Consider the following 18,470-nt stretch of genomic DNA (forward strand, 5'->3'; position numbering starts at 1 on the left):
TGCCAGCAACTGGGAACTGCTCGACGAGCTGGGGATCACGACCGTCTGCGCTCGCTGAACTGTCGTACCTCGGCACTAGGGTACAGCGCGTGCCCTCCGTACCCGACTTTCAGATCACGCCTGTAGCCAAACTCCGAGACGGGGACACCCTGCTGGACCTGCGAGTGGAGGCCCGCGTGGGCCTGCTGCGCGACGGCGACGACCCGGGCACCACGGTGCTGGGCGTCCACATCACCACCCTTGACGGCGCGCCCGTGGGCTACGCCGAGATCACCACCAGCCCCGACGCACTACGGATCATCGCAGCCCGAAACCTGAACAGAGGAGACCGCACGTGACCAAGGAAAACCCCCTCCACGTCGCGTTCACCCTGCCCGACGAGGCCACCGCGCAGTGGCTCGACCGGATGATCCACGACGCCGGCGGAAATCCCGACGCATGGCTCACCGGCGTCATCGAGGCCGACCGGCAGCGAGCCAGGAACGCCGCGCCGTCCGCGTTCGCCGAGCTGGCAGAGCACGTGCGGGAACAGCCCCGGTCACCGCAGAGTCCGAGCCAGGGCGACCAGCCCGCAGACGAACGCCCCCGGCGGCCACGACGTCCCAAGCCCAGCTCGGCCTGGCGCACGCAGTAGCCGACTCCTGACCGCGACCCCGCCGGCCGATGGCTGGCGGGGCCTCTGTTCTCCATCGCTGAAGTGTACCGATTTCGGTACACTTTGAGTCATGCGCCTAGCCATTGCGGACCCGCCGTATCTCAACAAGGCCGTCCGTTGGTACGGCACCGACGGCTATGGACACGGCGATGGCCAAGGTCGGGCCGACGAGCACCCGGAAGCCGCCTACTGGGATGAACAGGCCAGCCATCTGGACCTGCTCGCCCGCCTGCAGTCCGACTACGACGGGTGGGCGATCGCGATGGACCCGGCGAGCCTGCCGCTCTACCTGTCCGCCGAACCGCCGGGCGTGCGCGTCGCGATCTGGCACAAGACCAACGCCATGCCGTCGGCTTCCCGAGTCCGCGGCGTCTATGAGCCGCTGCTGGTGTTCACGCCGCAGGGTCGGCGCACCCACGGGACCGGCCCGATCGCCGACGACGTGCTGCATGCCGGCTTCGAGCGATCCGGCGGTACCTTCATCGGTCGCAAGCCGCAGGCGTGGACGCACTGGGTGCTGGCACTGCTCGGTTACGACCCGGCCACCGACGCCGTCGATGACCTGTTCCCGGGCAGCGGCGCTGTCGCCGCGGCGATCGAGACCTACCGACCACCCGCGCCGCGGGCTGGCCGTCTGCGCCGTCCGACCGGGGACAAGGCCCAGCGCCTGCGCTCGGCGGCCCGCGGCGCGCACAGCCGCAAGGCCGCGGTGCTCGCAGCCCTGGACACCGGCGCCTCGATACGCGCCACCGCACGGGAGGCCGGCGTGGCCACCTCGACGGTCCAGCGCTGGAAGGCCGAGGCCGAGAACGCCGGTGGACACTAGCACCGTCGGTCACTTCCGCGGTTCGACCACCGGCACCTGTCCCATCACGCTGTACTGGTCGGCATGGACGCCGACGACGAAGAGACGATGACCGAGGCCGAGATCGACGCCGAGTTCGAGCGCACCCAGCCGATCGGCTACGCGATCAACGCGCTGGCGCAGGCCGAGCTGATCATCCAATCCGGCGACGAGGTGCCGCCTCAGGATCAGCACCGCGTCGACAGGGGCGCTGAGGACCGCCCTTGGCCGCCTTGAACACTAGGCCCGAAGATGGCCCCGTGCTCTTCCGATACAAGCCCCGTACGGATCGGTGCATCCCACATTGACTATCCTCAGACCAGGATTCAGGGCACCCAGCACGCCTCTTGCCCTTCGCGCTCAACGCGAAATGTCAGAGGCATCTGGTCTATTAGCAGCAACCGCACGTCCAAGCGCCCCGGATCATTGGGCGCTCCAGATGTGCTGCCATTCTCAAGCGAAAGCAGGTTCCGTGGACGATCTGATAGACCTGGAGTCGTTGCCCGTCGAGCAACTGATCGAGATGATCCGTGAGAAGACGGGCGCGGGAGTGAACCTGTCGTTCCCCGGCAAGGTCCTGGCACGCCAGATCGGGCGTCGTGTGCGACCCCGCAATCAGCGCACCGTCAAGTCATTGAGCGCCGGCGACGAGCATGGGCGTGCCCGGAACGTCCTTCTCGAAGGCGACAACCTCCAGGCTCTCGCGTCCCTCTACCGCGAGCGTGGGCAGGTCGACATGATCCTCACGGACCCGCCGTACAACACTGGTGGCGACTTCCGCTACAACGACAAGTGGGATAAGGACCCGAACGACCCCGACATGGGAGAGTTCGTCGGCAGCGACGATCCCGCGCGCCACACCAAGTGGATGAAGTTCATGTACCCACGCCTGCAGATGATGAAGGCAATGCTAAAGCCGACCGGAGTGTTGGCCATCTGCATCGACAGCCGCGAACTGTTTCACCTCGGACAGATGCTCGACGAGCTGTTCCACGAGGATAATCGCCTCGCCATCATCAACTGGCAGAAGATCACATCCCCCAAGAACCACGACCAGGGCGTGTCGACGGCGACCGAGTACGTGCTCATCTACGCCAAGGATGAGGACAAGGTCCGGACGGGTCGCCTTCCGCGATCAGAGAAGACTGCTTCCGGGTACGTGAACCCAGACTCCGATCCGCTCGGCGCGTGGGCCCCGTCCGACTCCACCCTCATGGGGGCGTCGACTCATCCTGGGCAGGTCTACGGAATCCAGAACCCGTTCACGGGCAAGCTGCATTACCCGCAGGAAGGTCGCTGCTGGCGAAACGAGCGCGCGAAGATGAAGGCGGCAGCGGAGGCATGGGGTGCGGAATACGAGGATCGAGACCTCGACGACGGACTCCGACCCGCCTTGGTCATCAAGGGCGCTCGGAACCCCCTCACACGGGACTACTCCAAGGACCCCGCGGTCCGAGCTGCGAAGAAGCTCGCGCTCGAACGGAGGAAGGCGGGCTCGTGGCCGCGCTACTTCTGGAGGAACGACCGTTCGCGAAACCCTGGTCACGGCGAACTCCGGTACAAGACCTACCTGTCCGATGTGGAGGTCGGTGTCGTGCCGACGACGTACTGGGCGTCCGACGAAGAGTTCGAGGTGGCCGAGATTGACACAGTGTCGTGGCCCCATCCTCAGTCTGGGACCTCTGAGACCGGAAAGAGTGAGCTGAATGCCGTCGTCGGTCGTGGTCACGGCTTCGATACGGTGAAACCGCTCCAGTTGATGGAGAAGATTATTAGCCTCTGGTGCCCGCCCGGTGGACTGGTGCTGGACCCGTTCGCGGGTTCCGGGACTACCGGCCACGCCGTGCTCGACCTGAACAAGGCGACCGGTTCCGACCGTCGGTTTATCTTGATCGAACAAGGACGCCCTGACAATGGCGATTCCTACGCGAGGACGCTGACGGTCGATCGACTGCGTCGGGTGATCGACGGCGACTGGTCCAAAGGCGCGCACGAGCCGCTCGGCGGCGGCTTCACCTTCAAGAAGCTGGAGAAGAAGGTCGACGCCAAGACGCTGCTGCTCATGGAACGGGACGAGATGATCGACACCGTCATCGCCTCGCATTCCAGCACGGGCAGCCGCCGACGGGCGGTGCTCATACCCGTGGTCGACGCTGACGAGGAGCCGTACGCCTACCTGGTGGCCAAGAACGCCGCCAATGAAGGCATTTTCCTCGTCTGGTCCGGCGCTGACTCCAACACTGACCTCACGGAGGAGGTCTACGAGGAGATCGCCGAAGAGGCCGAGGCCGCGAAGCTTTCCGACGTCTATCACGTCTACAGCCGGCGGAACCTCATCGTGACCGATGACGTCGTCTGGTACCAGATCCCGGATCGCATCCTCTCTGACTTCGGCCTCGACGTCCGGTCCGAGCCCTTCACCGAGGAGGTCTGATCCGGTGGCTATCGAACTCTTCCAGTTCCAGCAGACGGCGGCTTCCCAGATGGCCGATCGGTATGTGGAGTACAGCACCGAGCCCATATCGTTCGGCCGCGGGGCCAACCGCCACGATGTGCCCTTCTACCAAGCGCTCTCGTCCATTACAGGATCGGGAAAGACCGCCATCCTCGCTCAGGCTGTCAACGAGATCATCGACATGTCGGAGGTCCCGCCGATCATCCTGTGGCTGTCCACCGGCAAGGTCGTCGTCCAGCAGAGCTACGCCAACCTCGCCGGGGGTGGGAAGTACGCGCACCTCCTGCCCGATGTCACCGTGCGGCTCCTGAGCGAGTACGACCCAACCGACGTCGCCGACTCCGGCGACGCCCTGCTCTACTTCGCGACCGTCGGAACCTTCAACCGCAAGGACCGCGAGAACAGCAACCTCAAGATTTTCGCCGCTGATACCGACAACATCGAGGACACGCGCTGGGAGGCTCTCAAGGGTCGCGAGACCGCCGACGGCACGCGTCGGCCGCTGATCGTCGTCTACGACGAGGCGCAGAACCTCAGTGATCAGCAGACGATTCTGCTGCTGGAGCAGCACCCGGCGGTGTTCCTGCTAGCCAGCGCCACTCTTCGCTTCCCTGCGCAGTTCGACACCGAGGTGATTCAGCAGCTGCGCGCGCAGGGTGGCTACAAGGACGAGGACCTCATCACCGCGGTCCCGTCCTCGACGGTCGTGGCATCTGGTCTGGTGAAGGGCATGATCTCGCTCGACGGGCTCAATGCGCCGATGCAGGAGACCGTCTCCGAGATGCTCGCGGCGATGCAAGAAACCGAACAGTTGGCGCGGACAGAGGGGCTGGACTTCCTGCCGAAGGCCATATACGTCTGCAACACGAACATCCTCGCCGACGACGCGAGCCAAACCGATAGCGCCGAGCAGGTCTTCGAACAACGGCAGGCACCTCCGATCCTCATCTGGCGATACCTCACCGAGCAGTGCGGAGTACCGGCTGACGAGATCGCGGTCTACGCGAACCTCAAGACGCACAAGGACTTCCCGCTGCCGTCGGACTTCGTACTTTTCAACGGCGGCGACAACGACTATGACGAGTTCGTCGCAGGCGACTACCGGCACATCATCTTCAACCGAACCCTGCAGGAGGGTTGGGACGACCCTACGGTCTACTTCGCATACGTCGACAAGACCATGGATTCACCGGTCCAGATCACCCAGATCGTCGGCCGGGTGCTCCGCCAGCCCGGCGCCGTCCACTACGAAGCCGACCGCCTCAACACCGCGCACTTCTATGTCCGCGTCGACCGCAACGATGCGTTCACCCAGGTCGTCGATGAAGTGCGCAAGGGACTCGGCAGCGACGTGCCCGAGATAAGGATTCTCACCTCTCCGCCGGATACCGGCGACGCCGTCAGCCTGCCGCCGAAGTCCCTTCGACGCGTGCCGCGTACCGGCATCGACAACACCGACACCGTCGGCCCCGTGCAGAAGGTCATCGCGAAGGTGCACAACTACAGCCAGGACACGGTGAACACGCGCGGGGTGGGACGTCGCAGGACAGTCCAACAGAAGATCGGCGACAGCGCGCCCGTCGACTCGGACTGGACTGACTTCGAACAGGCCAACCGTGTGAACGCACGATGGGTATTCCGGCGTGAGGTGGCGCGACGGTACAAGCGTTCCCTCACGGTGATGGACACCGACGAGCCGAAGTTCGACGCGAAGATTGGTGTTGGCAGCAACGCGTACGCAAGCCTGACCGATCATGCCGCCGAGGCGGTGGACGAATACCTCCGGCACGCCGTCGTGAAGGTGCTCAAGCCGAAGCCCTACGAGGTAGCCAGCACGCTCGCGCGAAGAGCGTCGATGGAGACTTTCCAGAACGCCGTTCACGAGGGGTACGACGGGCTCAATCAGTTCGAGTCGAAGTTCGCCCAGGCTCTCGACAAGACCAGGCTGCCTTGGGCGCGGAACAGGCCGCAGACCGGGTACAAGATCCCGCTCATCTCACTCGGCCAGACAATCTGGTTCTTCCCCGACTTCCTGATCTGGGTCGACGACAGGGTGATCTGCGTCGACACAAAGGGCCAGCACCTCGTCGAGACCGACTCGCGCCGGAAGCTCCTGACGATAGCGCCGCACAAGGACGTGTCTACAACAGTCGAGGTCAAGTTCGTCACCGAGGGCAAGTGGAAGACCGACGGCACGCCCGACAGCAAGGACGGCTACTCCATCTGGGAACTCAGCAGCGGACAGGCTCTGAGGACCCTCCCGCACGACGATCTCGACTCGCTCACGATGTCTTTCGTGCCCAAGTAGCGACCTAACTACGTGTCCGCAAGCCGGTCGGTGAGTGAGACGCTCGCCGATACACCGCCAACTGAGAGATCGTCCGGGTCATGCAGTCTCACAGGACCCTCCCGACCCTCGTTGCATTGAGGGTTGATTCTACGGCTCTTGTTGCGCCCCATCGACCTCAGCTTTGCTGAACGACAAAGAGATCGAGGGCAGCTTGCCAACACCCTGATCGGCGATCAACTTGTTCACCGCACTGATTACCGCATTCCTCTTGCGGTCCACGTCGTTGAGCCGTTTCATCCACTCGACCTGCGTGGTCTGACCGCCGTCGAAGTTGATCAAGGTCGGCGAGACATAGTCTCCAGCAGTTCCCTCCGTCGCATACTTCAGCGCAGCCTGTGCGGCTGTGACCTTCTTCCGTAGGCCAACGACGAACTTACTGATTGTCGCCTCGTTGAGCCATTCAGCTGGAAATGAGGCACTGCTCACGCCGTACCGCCGTGACCGGACCTCACCTGTTCCCAGCGCGTGGATAACGTCCTCCATGGCGTCTGCCAGGTCCTTGAGGGATAACTCCATCCTCATAGGCGTTTGGAAAGCAGGGCGATCGAAAACCCTACGGATACAGGTGTAGATGGTTCGTGACATCTCGCTGACTGGCGGCAACCTGGAGAACTCCGACCAAATCGCATGCGGAACTTCGTCTTCCCAAATAGTGTCTGCATAGCACCTGGCAACTTCAAACGCCTCGTGTGGCGACTGTGCGCTACCGCTTAAGTGGCTGTAGAAGCGTTCGGCGAAGTACTTCGCGAGGTCGTCATCGACCCCAGTCCTGGTTCCGATGACCCAGCCCCCCGCAGGTGTTAAGGACTGCGCTAAGTCCGGCCCCGCGCCGACGCTATAACAACCACTCAGGAAGACGCCCGTAAGTTCAGCACTTGCCGCAGAGATTGTGCGAATGACCCTAACCGCGTTGTATCCGACTCTGTGACCGTTCTCCGGAACCATCACGTTCCCGCTCGCGTCTCCGTGCCCAATGAAATGGAAGATTGTCGGCCGAAATCCGCTCACCACGCGCGCCAGGTCGGGCCAATCGACGTCGGTATCCATAACCTTGAAGTCCGCTGATCTCAGTCTGATGATCGAAGATACCTCGTCTGCCGCGAACGACAACTCCGGCGCACAAACCCACACCAATACCTTCTCCATCGCGTCAGTATCACAGATATCCGCAGGTAAAGTGAGATGTGACACGAGGTTAAGCTCACGGTTTGCGACCGCATTTGGCGCCGACGGCAGTCGGCAGACTCTCTCCAAGTCGTCCATCTCAGGTACACCCTGCTGGAACATCTCCGCACTGCGGCATATTCCGTCATATTAGGGTCCAGATTCGATTCACTGGACACTTTCAAGTTGAAGTCTTAGACTTAGGTTGACACATAACCAGGTGCCGCGATGGACGCGGACGAATCGAACGGAGACCCCCAAATGGCTCGCATCCGCATTCATCCGACCGCAGCGCGACTGCTGGCCCGAAGAATCGATCTGGCTGTGCGGCACCAGCGGGACGACGTCGTTAGGGGGCTGGCGGCACGGATCGACGGCAAGACGGGTGACGTCACCGTCGTCGTGAACGACACCGAGGAGCTGGAGAAGGTTCCCGGCCTCGCCGACATCCGACGCGTGCTCGCACAGGTCGATACCGAGGAACAAAAGCGGAGTCGCGGATTCGCGCCCGGGGGTCGCGAACGATGACCGCCAAGCACCAGCGCATCGGATACAAGCGAGTCTCCACCGTCGACCAGAAGACCGATCGGCAGCTCGCCGACGTCGAGGTCGACAAGGTCTTCACCGACAAGGCCAGCGGCAAGAGCACCGACGGCCGCCCCGAGCTGGCCCGGGCCGTCGACTACGTCCGCGAGGGCGACACTCTCGTCGTGCACTCGATGGACCGGTTGGCCCGCAACATCGTCGACCTGCACCAGATCGTCGACGCACTCACCAAGGGTGGGGACCTCGTCATCGACGGCAAGACTATCGAGTGCGGGGGCGGTGTCGCGGTCGAGTTCGTCAAGGAGGCGCGCACCTTCACTGGCGACGACGGCTCCGAGGCCGCGCTCATGCTGGGCATCCTCGGCTCGGTCGCGCAGTTCGAGCGAGCGATCATCAAGGAGCGCCAACGAGAGGGCATCGCCATCGCCAAGGCGGCGGGGAAGTACAAGGGCGGCCAGCCCAAGCTCACCGACGAACAGGCGGGTGAACTCGCGCGGCGTAAGGCCGCAGGGGAGTCGATGGCCGCACTCGCGCGCGAGTACGGGGTGAGCCGCCAGACCGCGTACCGGTATGCGGCTCTCGGGAAACCCTGATCAGCTAACGCTTGCTGGGATCGAAGCCGTACCTACTCAACTCGGCTACTGCGGCCGGATAGACATCGTCCGCTGTCAGCGTCGAGAGCGTCCGATTATCCGCCCGGTTCAGATGATCGGCGATCCTGCGTGCTAGTTGCCCGGGCGCCCGCGTCTGGATGATGCTTTCGACGACTCGGGCGTAGGCGAAGCCCTTGCGCGACATGACTCCCTGCTGTTCGGCGGCGCCGAGTACGTCGTACAGGGCGCGCATAGCGCCCTCATCAACCGAGTAACCGGCCGACTGAGCCATCCGCCTGGCTATCTCGACCAGTTCGTCGTTTCGGTACGGGTTGAAGTGGATCGTCTCGGTGAATCGCGACCGCAGGCCCGGGTTCGCGTCGAGGAAACGATCCATCTCGTCGGGGTACCCAGTTGCGATTACGATCAGCCGGTCGCGCTCGTCGAGCATCCGTTTCAGAAGGGTGTTGATCACCTCGTTTCCGAATGCGTCGCCGCCGTCGAGACCCTCCTCTTGCAGTCCGTACGCCTCGTCGATCAGAAGAACACCGTCGAGTGCCTCGGTGATCTTCTCGTCCGTCTTTGCCGCAGAATGTCCCAGGTGCTGGCCTACTAACTTCTCCCGGTCGACCTCGACGAAGTGACCTTTTTCGAGGACACCAAGCGCCTTGTAGATGCTTCCCATGATTCGTGCGATCTCGGTCTTGCCCGTGCCAGGAGGACCCGCGAACACAAAATTCTGGGTCAACCTTCCAGTCGTTTGAAGCCCCCGAGCCTCCCGTACGCGGTCGACTTGGATTCGGCTGATCAGGGTTTTGATCTCCATTTTGAGTTGGTCCTGACCGACGAACTCGTCCAGCGCGGCGAGGGCCTCCTCCACAGTGGCGTACTTGGCGCCGGTCGCTCCGCCGCTTCCGTCGGTGTACTTGATCTTGTCCTGATCCCCGCCGACGCTCGCGGTTCCGTCATTCTCACGCTCAACGACGGCGCTGCCACCCTCAGGCAGGAACAAGTTCGCAACGCTTACCGAGGCCTTTCCTTCGGACCGGATTCTGGTCACTTTCCGCTGTGACACCACGCTGTCTGCAATGATCTGACCACCAGACATCGCGACCAGGGGCGATGCCTCGGCATCGCCAACGTCAATCAATTGCAGCGTCCCGTTCGATTGGACTTCTCCGTCAGTGGCTGCGAATACCCCATAGGCACTGGAATTGTTCAGCGCAATGTAGCCTCGCGATGCGACGGCCCATCCTACGAATGAGCTCGTCGCCTGTAGTCGCGCGGAATCAGAGATATCAACATACCCGTCAAAGCTATGCCGATCGGCGCGTATTTCGCAGTGCTCCAGCGTCGTCAGACCGGATCGCAGAATCATCAGAGGGAAGTACTCGTCCCCGTCGCCAGATCTGGCGACCCCGAAACCAAGCCGGTAGTGATCGATGACCACGTTGGACAACACGAGCGATCGGCCCTCACTTGCAAGGATGGCCGTCTGCCCGATCCCGGGTCGCAATGTGAGATTCGAGAGCACAAGGGCATGTCCAGCGCTGGGTCCGATGGGGCCGTCGGCGAGGTTGACGATGACCTTTGTCGGGTCCCCGTGGCCGCTGAACGCGATATCTTTGAAGTTGCTTGACGGAAGCCAGTATTCGCCGGGCTCAAGGATCAGATTGGTCCCAGCACTGAGCTGAGGCCTGATATGGTCCGCCCAGTTGCTACCGGCAGAACTCGGCCACGCCAACATCTGCGAGAACGGCTTCAACGGCTTACCGTTCGGGATCGGCCCGACCGCACCGGCCGGCACCGAAGGCCGCGATCGAGCCCCAGAGCTGGGCTGGTCTCCTGCCGCGGACTTGTCGGTCTTCAGCATCGACCGGAACTTGTCCTTGTACGCGCCGACCCGGTCGCGCGTTGGGCTCCCGGATGCCGAGCGGTTCGGCCCGGACTGCGTCGGCTGACGAGGCTGCGGCGCTATCCGCGGTTGAGTGGCTGGTGGCTGTGCCGTTTGCTGCTGCATCGGAGCATCAGGCTGCGGCGCTGTCTGCGATGCCACTCCGCCGTTGATGCAGACTATGTCGCTGATCGAAGCATTGGGTGAGTGGTAGAGATGACCGCCGTCCACCACGACCGACCCCACCGCAGAAGCGTCGAGCCATAGGCTCGCGCCGGGTCCAACATAGACGTCGGGAAGGCTGTCTCGATTCATCGCCTTCGCCGCGACTCGCCCGATCCCCGCCGACAGGGCGCTGCCACTCTCACGCTGGACTATGACGTTTCTCAGTAGTGCAGTCGAACCCGCCCCTTCGATGTGAAGCGCTCGTGCTGGCCCGGTGTGGAAGGAGTACTCGATCGTGCAACATTCGATTATCGAGCGTCCACGAATGACCAGCGGTGAGGCGGACAAGATTGTTCTCTCGGGACTTCCGGAACCGCGGAGGACAAGATCGGAGACGGTCGTCTCAGTGGGTGCGTAGCGTCCTTCAGCGAGATTGATCACGTCGCCAGGCCCTGCGCGTGTGATCGTCACAGTCAACTCCAGCCCGCGTCGGAGCTGCTTGGACATCCCCTCCTTGCCCGTCGTCAACCCGAAACCTACGTTGTGAGACTGCGCAGCCATACGTCTTCTCCATCATTGTTCAACCAGGCATCGCCCCGGCTCGCACTGAACTTCTTAGAACGGATTTTGCCTAATTTTATGACTCGCCGATGTCGACCGCAGTGCCGACAGCGCGAAACGCTTCGCTCCCTACCGGTCCCAACAGGTCTTCATCTCGCGTCCGGCGTCAGCCGTCTCGCCCTTGCTAGGGAAGTACCAGACGATCTTGAGGTAGGCGCGTTTGCCATTGCACGTGCCGATGTCCGAGGCGACGACCGTGGCCGGGATGTACTGCTCCCGGCCGACTCTGCCGTCTTCGCGCCACACACCGGTGCCCGTGCCGACTGCCTGGGCGCCGCCCCAGTCCGACCAGGTGATACCTGTGATCCGGCTGGTCGGCGATCCGCCGGCGTAGATTTCCGTTGGCCTCGCGCTTCCGTAGCCGGTGCCGTTGCTCGGCATCGAGCCCAGCACTACCGGTTCTGCGCCCTCGTCGTCGCGGGCCGGGGGACTCGAACCGCCTGGCCCGTCGAACTTCTCGACCTTCTCGTTGGAGAGGAATATCCCGCTGCCGGTCGTGGTGTTCCAGACCGTGAGTCCGTTCATCTCCGAGGCGATCGCCCAGTCCTGGAAGTAGTACTGCTTGCCGTACTGCACGCGCGGCACCTGGTAGCCGTCGCTGAGCGGCTGGTTCATCCAGCCGGTGGTGCCGGTGTTGCCCACGGGTTCGCCGACCCGGTCATTGGAGAGCTGAAAGAGCCATCGGCCCTTGTCGGTCCCGCCTATCTTCTCGGTGCCGAAGGGGCTGCTGGTTGTGTTCATGCTCCGGACTCCGCACTGGCCCTGCCGCGTGTACTCGTTCTGCGTGCTGAAGTCGCAGCCGATCCCGCCGGTGGGTGTGAGCAGGTGCGCAGATTCGAGCTTGCCGTATCTGCTGACGTAGGTCGGCAGCGGTGCGGCGCTCGCTGGCCGGGGTCCTCCGGCGCCGGGGTAGGCGCCGGCGACGGGAGCTGCGGGCGGGGTTGGCTGATCCGTCGACGCGGGCGCCCCCGACTGCCGCGCGGGCTCGCTGCTGTTGGGGCTGTCGGTCGGTGCCGCGGTCTGGTCGGAGTCTGGTCCCCGGCTGATCACCAGGGCCGTCACGGCTGCGATCACCGCGACGACCAGGACCGCGACGATCGCGAGCAGAACCTTCGTCGTCGGCAACCAGCCGGCTTGACCGCCCGTACCGGACGCAGCGCTCGTGCCGGCTGACGGAGGTGGCCCGACGCGGGGCGCGGACGCGGACATCATGGGGGAGCCTGGCAGGCCCGCTAGCTCGTGCAGGGCCTGCGTGTCCAGTGGTGGACCTCCGGGGTCGGCCAGCCGGCCGTCGTATATCGCGCGGCGCTGCGGTGATCCCAGGATCGCCTGCGCTGTCGTCAGCTGCTCGCGCAGGACCGCGTCGCCCGGGCCCGTCGACGCGATCCGGGCGTCGAGCTGCTGCGCCAACTTCTCGCAACCGGCCGCCCGGTCCAGTCCGAACGATTGATACAGGTCTATGTGGGCCATCGATTCCCCCTTGTTTCGGCTCCCTTGTGGAGCATCTTTACCAGACCCTCGCCCGGAGCCCAACTGGGGGTGTGAGCCTGATCACACTGATCCCGGCGATAGGATGATAGGCATGAGCAATTGGGCGCTTCGCGTCCATGTTTCCTGCTGCTGATCCCACGTTTCTCTTCTGGCTCTTCGCCAAATCCCCTGGTAGACACTGTCGTGCCGGGCTGCAAGCAATGGACTTCCGCCACGTCACTGTCCACATCATTCGAATGACCGACGTTGGATGATCCATCGCTTTGCGTCCAGCGTGTCAGGCAATATGGTGAGGTCGTATGTCGGCCTAGGCCGACATACGACAGAAGCGACCAGAGGGGAGTCAATGCAGGAGGTCTACAGGCTGGGCGGCGTGGGACGATGGACGGGTGCCAGCTCCCGATTCACGTCTCGACTCGCAGCAGTTGCGGGTGCGCGCCGTGCGTCGTGAAGCGCTCGGCGCGGCGATCCGCGACGCGCGCAAAGCGGCTGGCCTGACTCAGGCGCAGGTCGCCGAGTTGGCCGGGATGGCCCGCTCGACGATCATCGAGGTCGAGCGCGGACAGAAGTCGCTCTCGTCAGATTCGCTATGGAATCTGGCAGCGGCCCTGGGCACGCCGCTCTCGGAGATCATCGCCGCGGCCGAGGCCGACCCAGGCCTCGCGGCCACGCTCAAGCCCGAGGCGTAGACCCTCTCCTGCATGACTCCCTTTCGCACCGACGAGAGGGGGATAGACGAATGAAGCGCACTTCTGCTCCGGCAGACAGCGACGTGGCCGGGTTGGCCAAGCTAGGGTTCCTCGCCGTCTGCATTGTCGTTCTGGCAATGCAGGTTCCGGTACTGGTCGACGCGCGTTGGTCGCTGTTCGACACCCGCATCTACCTCGACGGTGGCCATGCAGTGTTCCACGATCCGGCGGCCCTCTACACCACTCGGTGGCAGGGAGGTTGGTGGTTCACCTATCCACCGTTCGCTGCGATGGCGTTCGCGGTGCTCGACCTGGGGCCGTCCGACGTGGCCACCGGACTGCTGGCCGCCGCGAGCGTTGCCGCGATGGCGCGCATCGCGTTCCTCGTGTCCCGTGGAATCGTCGATGGGCTGCGCATGCCGTGGCTGGACTCGCAACCGCTGGCCGTTCGCCGTTCTGCCGCGTTCGGGCTCGCAGCCGTCGTCCTGCTGGCGTCGGCGCTGTCTGAGCCTGTGCGCGGCACCATCGCGTTCGGACAGATCAATCTGCTCATCGCGTGGCTCACCGCCGAGGACTTCCTCGGCGTCGGCAGAGCACGCGGCAAGAATTCTTGGCTCGCCGGAACTCTCACCGGTATCGCGGCGGGAATCAAGATCACGCCGATGCTGTTGGTGATCCCCATGCTGCTCGCCGGCCGGTGGCGAGCAGCTCGCAACGCCGTCCTCGCCTTCGCCGCAACACTCGCCCTCAGCACGCTGGTGCTGCCGAACCAGACGTGGTCGTACTTCACGACGCTGTTGTGGGATCCAACCAGGCCCGGCGATCCGTGGTACGCCTGGAACCAGTCGATCGTCGGCTTGGCCCATCGACTCACAGGCCCCGACGGATCGCCTGCGGCCCAAGCCATCCTCATGGCCTTGGTCGTCGCCGCCGGCATCGTCGCGACGTCCATGATGTTGCGCTCGGGTGACCGCGTCGGGGCGCTGCTCACCGGATGGCTGACGATCTACCTGCTCAGCCCGATCACCTGGTATCACCACCTCGTTCTCGTGCCCGCCCTGCTGGTGTGGGGAATCCTCGCCAGCCACCGATGGCCTGCACTGTGGCGCACCGTGATTCGGGCGGAAGTTCTGCTCGTCGCCTGCTCGGTCATCCCCGGCCTCTACAAGCTCGCCCCCAGCGGCGGCGGTTCCGAGTTCGACTACACGCTTTGGCAATCGGCCCGTGTCGAATCCTTTCCCGTCCTCGGGCTCATTCTGCTGGTCACCCTGGCCTTGGCCACCATCGCCAATCCCGAACCCGCGCGTAGCCGCGAAACCGAAACCGCGCCGCCGACCCCACCGATCTATACCGAACCACCACCGGCGCCGTACATCCCCGCCCACGACACCGCCACCAACAGGAGGACCTGATGACCCCGCACCTAGATCTGTACGCCATCTACGGGCTCGACCAGCGCATGCCGCCGACCGAGATCGGCCAGCGTCTCACCGAGATCCTGAACGCCACCGCCGACCCGCTGACTCGCGGCCGGATCGAGACGGCGCGCGCCATCCTCGCCGATCCGCAGCGCCGGACCGCTTACGACCGTCAGCTCGCCGATCCTGCAGCGCCGCCTATCACCGAGCAGACCCTCGCCCAGCTGGCGGGTCGGCCCGCACCGACCGCTCCTGGCTCGGGCAGCGGCCTGGCTCAGCTCGCTGGCCGGCCGAAGGTCGTCGCGGGCATAGCCGCCGCCCTCGCGCTGCTCCTGGTCGTCATCGTCACCGCGGTCAGCTGTAGCGGGAGCGACTCCAGCAGCAACAACGCCGGCGGCCAGGGCTCGCGTAGCGCAGACAACAGTGTGCCCACCTCGGCGGAGGCAGGGAACAGAGAGCCGATCAATGCCGGTAACGACAATCTCGACGCCGCCGTGTGGCGTGACACCGCAAAGGGGGGCGAGGAGACCACCTATTCGCTCCAGCTCACCAAAGAGATTGCCCTGCCCAATGAATTCTCACGTCTGAGCGGACAGGGCACAGGCTGTACCCCGGGCGATCACGCACTGAACCAGGGGTCGCAGTGGAATCTCGGCATCACACAGCTCAGGGACAGCTCAGTGGCGATCGTGTGCAACGTCCCGCGGTCGGACGGCAAGTTGACCCTGGCTGCCACGCAGCTCGCCGTCGTGAACAAGGACGGCCAAGTGGTGTCGACAAAGGAGTACGGTCCGCTCGAAGACATCGCCCTCGAACCCTTCGATCTCCCTAAGCAGTCGTTGTTCAAACAGTACTTCCACGTGGAGGCCTCGAACGGAATCACGGTCCCCACCGAGAGCACCGGACTAAGCAGTGGCATGGTCTTCGTGACCCAAGCCAGGCCCGACGCCTTCGACGAGGATCTCGTCTGGGTGCTCCTCCGTGGCTCGGACAAGCTCTACCAGGCAAAGGTCCTGTTCTACCGCAGCAGTTAAGCAACCAATCAACGCAACGAGGAGAAGACACCATGAAGTCCATCAAGTCCCGCGTGGCGGCCACAGCGCTTGCCCTGGGCATCGGCGCCACCGCCGCTCTGGGCGCCACAGTGACCGCTGGCGAGGCCTCGGCCAAGGTGGCCAGCGGAAACTACTGGTTCACCAGCACCTCCCTGCTGAGCGGCCTTTCCGACCGCAAGCCCGTCATGATCAAGGGCAACGTGATGACCGAGTACGTCTACGGCACCAAGGCGCACACTCGCCTCGTGCCCACCCGCAACGGCGCCTATTACGACGCCCAGCCCGGGGGACGCATAGTCCTGACCAAGCGCGCCCACGGCCGCTACTCCGGCTACGGCGCCCTTCTCGGAATCCACACCCACAGCGTCAAGCTCACACCGCGGCGCTGACCGGCGGCAAGCGCCCACCGGCGCAAGACATGAGCCCCGCACCTCAGAAATGAGGCGCGGGGCTCGTGCTTTCGGGGCTGCTGTCAGCGGCGAACGAGATTGCCCGAGTTCGCCGCGCCCGCCACGTCCACGACGTACACGCCCTCGGCGTCGTCGCCGGGGAGCGTCCAGACGACCACTGGAACACCGGCGATCACCGCACGGGCGCCGTCGGCGGCCAGGCGGCCGCCGTGGAACGGCTGCAGCTTGCCGCTCTGACCGGCGATGGTCAGCACGCCGGTGCCGGATACCGAGGCGGGCAGCTCGCCGACGACGGGGCCGGAGATGCCCGTGAGCGACGGTGCGGCGATCTTGGCGGTGTACGCGCCGGCGGGAATCGCGCTGTCGACAGGTGCGGCGCTGGCCGCGCCGGTGCCGGCGGCCATCAGGGCGGCCGCCGCGATGGCGGCGCCGCCCGCTGCTGCTGCGACGCGGGTACGGATCTTGGTGATGGTGGTCATGTCGTTCTCCTCAAATCTCGTCTTGCTATTTCTGGTTGCAGATCAGGTCAGCCGGGACAGAGTTGGGGATGGTTCGGTGGGTGCTCTGGTGATCGCCTCCTCTCACTTGCTCGGGGCGGGGCTGCTGGCCGCCGACGAATCGCTCGGCGGGTCGACCTTCTCCAGCGACAACTCGATCACCTCGTCGTCGGTGATCCCGTACATGGTGTCGCCCACGGCCTTGCTGGACAGGATCTCGATGGACTTCTCACGGTTACCGCTGACCACCGCAAAGCGGGTGATCCGGCTGGTCGTCGGGCAGATCCCGACGTCCCTACCGACCCGCAGCACACCGCCGTCTCCGAGCACCACGGGCACGCCGCCCGCGATGCTGATCTCGGCGCGGTTGTAGTTTCCGACTGCACCGCTCGCGTAGATGTCCAGACGCCCCTTCTCCGGCTGCACCATCGAAATCTCGCTCGGATCGTCTTTGTGCCGCCGCTTCACGCGAGCGGTGACCGACGAGGGCAGGTCGGCTGCCGACTCACGCCGCAGCCTGTGCTCCGGCGGGTCGCCCTCGCCGTCCCAGACCGCGGGCGCTGGGTCCATGCAGGTAGCGCCGGTCACCCGGGTGCCGGTCCGGTCGGACTTCTCCTCCTCGGGTGGCCCCAGGACCTCGCTGGACTTGACCGCCACTGAGGACTTCACGGCCTCGGTCTTGGACGACACTGCGGCCTTCACGTCGGCCGCGGTGTTCTGGTTGCCCAATGTGTGCAGACCCCAGACCGCGCCGCCACCGATCAGCACGACCACGGCGGCAACCCCGGCCAGCGCGGCCTTCGGCACCTTGCGGCCCTGGGTTGCTGGAGCTGCGGGAGTCGGAGCCTCGGCGGCCGGCTGCGCTGGCACGGCAGTGGGCGCCTCGACAGTCTCCTCGACGATCTCGACCTCGTCGCCCAGCGCGGCGATCTCGTCGGCCGACAACGGGTTGCCGTCCTCGTCGACGTACTCGAACTCTTCGTTGTCAGACATCGTTGTTCTCCTTCTTGACGATTCGGCGCACGACGACCTTCTTGGCCGGGGCGACTTTCTTGACGCGCATGACGCGCTTGGCGGTTGGGGCGGGCGCAGGTGTTTCCACCGGCGCGGGTACGGGGGTCGGTACCGGTGCTGGCGCTGGTGCCGGATGTGCAGCGACGTGGACCGTCGGCTGCGTCTCCACTGTCCGCACCACGCCGGACCGGCGAAGGCTCCGCATCACGTTCGGCATCAGGCTCGGCATGACCACAAGGGACCCGACCACGAGCGCAGCACCGCCCGCGATGTACAAGTTCTGGAAGAGCCCCATCGCGCTGGCCACCACCTCGCGCACACCGATCAGCCCGATGCCGTAGACCAGCGAGACGCCCGCCAGGATGCCGACGTGGCACGTGCGCAGGAACGTCGAGGCCGTCGCTGTCCAGTCCGCAGCCGTCGATCGCAGCAGTGCGATGTCGTCGCCGTCGTCGCCGTCGTCGCCGTCGGCGACCACCGGGACTGCCGTGTCCGCGACCGGTGCCGCGGTGCTGCGCTCCCACAGCTGCGCGACCAGGAACGCCATTGCCCCCGTCAGCGCGATCGAGGCGTAGTCGGCCACCGTCTCACCGACGACGGGCGACAGCA

The 18,470-nt window shown here is 64.6% G+C and carries 18 protein-coding genes; 12 read left to right on the forward strand and 6 right to left on the reverse strand.

Annotated features, from left to right (window positions below; translation table 11 throughout):
• Positions 1–89 precede the first annotated feature (89 nt).
• The 6 genes from GM1_RS22360 to GM1_RS14875 all read left to right on the forward strand — a co-directional run bounded on the left by GM1_RS22360 (position 90) and on the right by GM1_RS14875 (position 6,262).
• Positions 90–338, forward strand: coding sequence for a hypothetical protein (locus GM1_RS22360; RefSeq protein ID WP_157436054.1), 249 nt, complete (start codon positions 90–92; stop codon positions 336–338).
• On the forward strand, positions 335–634 hold the full coding sequence (locus GM1_RS14855) for a hypothetical protein (protein ID WP_008380121.1): 300 nt from the start codon (positions 335–337) through the stop codon (positions 632–634). Before GM1_RS22360 ends, GM1_RS14855 begins: the two co-directional genes overlap by 4 nt.
• Before the next feature lie 91 nt (positions 635–725).
• Positions 726–1,481, forward strand: a complete 756-nt coding sequence (locus tag GM1_RS14860) for a helix-turn-helix domain-containing protein (protein WP_008380123.1) — start codon at positions 726–728, stop codon at positions 1,479–1,481.
• Positions 1,482–1,544: 63 nt separating this feature from the next.
• Positions 1,545–1,736 carry a hypothetical protein gene (locus tag GM1_RS14865; RefSeq protein WP_008380125.1) on the forward strand — a complete coding sequence of 64 codons (192 nt, stop codon included), beginning with the start codon at positions 1,545–1,547 and terminating at the stop codon, positions 1,734–1,736.
• Positions 1,737–1,971: 235 nt separating this feature from the next.
• Entirely contained in the window at positions 1,972–3,933 is a 1,962-nt protein-coding gene (locus GM1_RS14870; RefSeq protein WP_008380127.1) for a site-specific DNA-methyltransferase, read from the forward strand.
• A gap of 4 nt (positions 3,934–3,937) precedes the next feature.
• A complete protein-coding gene (locus GM1_RS14875) occupies positions 3,938–6,262 on the forward strand; it encodes a DEAD/DEAH box helicase (protein ID WP_008380129.1) in 2,325 nt (774 codons plus the stop codon).
• A 129-nt stretch (positions 6,263–6,391) separates the two neighbouring features.
• Here GM1_RS14875 and GM1_RS14880 read toward each other — a convergent pair whose 3' ends face one another.
• Positions 6,392–7,567 carry a CHAT domain-containing protein gene (locus GM1_RS14880; protein ID WP_157436056.1) on the reverse strand — a complete coding sequence of 392 codons (1,176 nt, stop codon included), beginning with the start codon at positions 7,565–7,567 and terminating at the stop codon, positions 6,392–6,394.
• A gap of 162 nt (positions 7,568–7,729) precedes the next feature.
• On the opposite strand from GM1_RS14880, the gene GM1_RS14885 reads away from it, so the two are divergent.
• Positions 7,730–7,996: a hypothetical protein gene (locus GM1_RS14885; protein ID WP_040520284.1), complete on the forward strand. Its 267-nt coding sequence runs from the start codon at positions 7,730–7,732 to the stop codon at positions 7,994–7,996.
• A complete protein-coding gene (locus tag GM1_RS14890; protein ID WP_008380133.1) occupies positions 7,993–8,607 on the forward strand; it encodes a recombinase family protein in 615 nt (204 codons plus the stop codon). Before GM1_RS14885 ends, GM1_RS14890 begins: the two co-directional genes overlap by 4 nt.
• A gap of 4 nt (positions 8,608–8,611) precedes the next feature.
• Here the strand turns inward: GM1_RS14890 and GM1_RS21640 are convergent, their stop codons facing one another.
• Entirely contained in the window at positions 8,612–11,227 is a 2,616-nt protein-coding gene (locus GM1_RS21640) for an AAA family ATPase (RefSeq protein ID WP_008380134.1), read from the reverse strand.
• 129 nt (positions 11,228–11,356) lie between these two features.
• On the reverse strand, positions 11,357–12,757 hold the full coding sequence (locus tag GM1_RS14900) for a hypothetical protein (RefSeq protein ID WP_008380135.1): 1,401 nt from the start codon (positions 12,755–12,757) through the stop codon (positions 11,357–11,359).
• 410 nt (positions 12,758–13,167) lie between these two features.
• On the opposite strand from GM1_RS14900, the gene GM1_RS14905 reads away from it, so the two are divergent.
• Genes GM1_RS14905 through GM1_RS21650 form a run of 4 tightly spaced genes read left to right on the forward strand, consistent with a single transcriptional unit; the run spans position 13,168 to position 16,329 of the window.
• Complete coding sequence (locus GM1_RS14905; RefSeq protein WP_008380136.1) at positions 13,168–13,467, forward strand: helix-turn-helix domain-containing protein; 300 nt, start codon at positions 13,168–13,170, stop codon at positions 13,465–13,467.
• 50 nt (positions 13,468–13,517) lie between these two features.
• Positions 13,518–14,879, forward strand: coding sequence for a glycosyltransferase 87 family protein (locus tag GM1_RS21645; RefSeq protein ID WP_008380137.1), 1,362 nt, complete (start codon positions 13,518–13,520; stop codon positions 14,877–14,879).
• On the forward strand, positions 14,879–15,919 hold the full coding sequence (locus GM1_RS14915; protein ID WP_008380138.1) for a hypothetical protein: 1,041 nt from the start codon (positions 14,879–14,881) through the stop codon (positions 15,917–15,919). Before GM1_RS21645 ends, GM1_RS14915 begins: the two co-directional genes overlap by 1 nt.
• A 32-nt stretch (positions 15,920–15,951) precedes the next feature.
• Entirely contained in the window at positions 15,952–16,329 is a 378-nt protein-coding gene (locus GM1_RS21650) for a hypothetical protein (protein ID WP_008380139.1), read from the forward strand.
• 83 nt (positions 16,330–16,412) lie between these two features.
• Here the strand turns inward: GM1_RS21650 and GM1_RS14925 are convergent, their stop codons facing one another.
• The 3 genes from GM1_RS14925 to GM1_RS22715 form a co-directional block, all read right to left on the reverse strand.
• Positions 16,413–16,829 (reverse strand): hypothetical protein, encoded by a 417-nt coding sequence (locus GM1_RS14925; RefSeq protein ID WP_008380140.1) that lies wholly within the window; start codon positions 16,827–16,829, stop codon positions 16,413–16,415.
• A 102-nt stretch (positions 16,830–16,931) separates the two neighbouring features.
• On the reverse strand, positions 16,932–17,840 hold the full coding sequence (locus GM1_RS14930; protein WP_008380141.1) for a hypothetical protein: 909 nt from the start codon (positions 17,838–17,840) through the stop codon (positions 16,932–16,934).
• On the reverse strand, positions 17,833–18,470 hold a 638-nt coding region (locus tag GM1_RS22715; RefSeq protein ID WP_008380142.1), incomplete at its 5' end, for a hypothetical protein. The genes GM1_RS14930 and GM1_RS22715, both read right to left, overlap by 8 nt.

Origin of the sequence: Gordonia malaquae NBRC 108250 (assembly GCF_000344135.1) — a bacterium.
In the GTDB taxonomy this organism is placed as follows: Bacteria; Actinomycetota; Actinomycetes; order Mycobacteriales; family Mycobacteriaceae; genus Gordonia; species Gordonia malaquae.

What these genes read in the sequence shown, in the direction of transcription:
- GM1_RS14860 (WP_008380123.1), top strand. Translation starts at nt 726, where the DNA reads ATGCGCCTAGCCATTGCGGACCCGCCGTATCTCAACAAGGCCGTCCGT.
- GM1_RS14865 (WP_008380125.1), top strand. Translation starts at nt 1,545, where the DNA reads ATGGACGCCGACGACGAAGAGACGATGACCGAGGCCGAGATCGACGCC.
- GM1_RS14880 (WP_157436056.1), bottom strand. Translation starts at nt 7,567, where the DNA reads ATGGACGACTTGGAGAGAGTCTGCCGACTGCCGTCGGCGCCAAATGCG.
- GM1_RS14885 (WP_040520284.1), top strand. Translation starts at nt 7,730, where the DNA reads ATGGCTCGCATCCGCATTCATCCGACCGCAGCGCGACTGCTGGCCCGA.
- GM1_RS14890 (WP_008380133.1), top strand. Translation starts at nt 7,993, where the DNA reads ATGACCGCCAAGCACCAGCGCATCGGATACAAGCGAGTCTCCACCGTC.
- GM1_RS21640 (WP_008380134.1), bottom strand. Translation starts at nt 11,227, where the DNA reads ATGGCTGCGCAGTCTCACAACGTAGGTTTCGGGTTGACGACGGGCAAG.
- GM1_RS14900 (WP_008380135.1), bottom strand. Translation starts at nt 12,757, where the DNA reads ATGGCCCACATAGACCTGTATCAATCGTTCGGACTGGACCGGGCGGCC.
- GM1_RS21645 (WP_008380137.1), top strand. Translation starts at nt 13,518, where the DNA reads ATGAAGCGCACTTCTGCTCCGGCAGACAGCGACGTGGCCGGGTTGGCC.
- GM1_RS14915 (WP_008380138.1), top strand. Translation starts at nt 14,879, where the DNA reads ATGACCCCGCACCTAGATCTGTACGCCATCTACGGGCTCGACCAGCGC.
- GM1_RS21650 (WP_008380139.1), top strand. Translation starts at nt 15,952, where the DNA reads ATGAAGTCCATCAAGTCCCGCGTGGCGGCCACAGCGCTTGCCCTGGGC.
- GM1_RS14925 (WP_008380140.1), bottom strand. Translation starts at nt 16,829, where the DNA reads ATGACCACCATCACCAAGATCCGTACCCGCGTCGCAGCAGCAGCGGGC.
- GM1_RS14930 (WP_008380141.1), bottom strand. Translation starts at nt 17,840, where the DNA reads ATGTCTGACAACGAAGAGTTCGAGTACGTCGACGAGGACGGCAACCCG.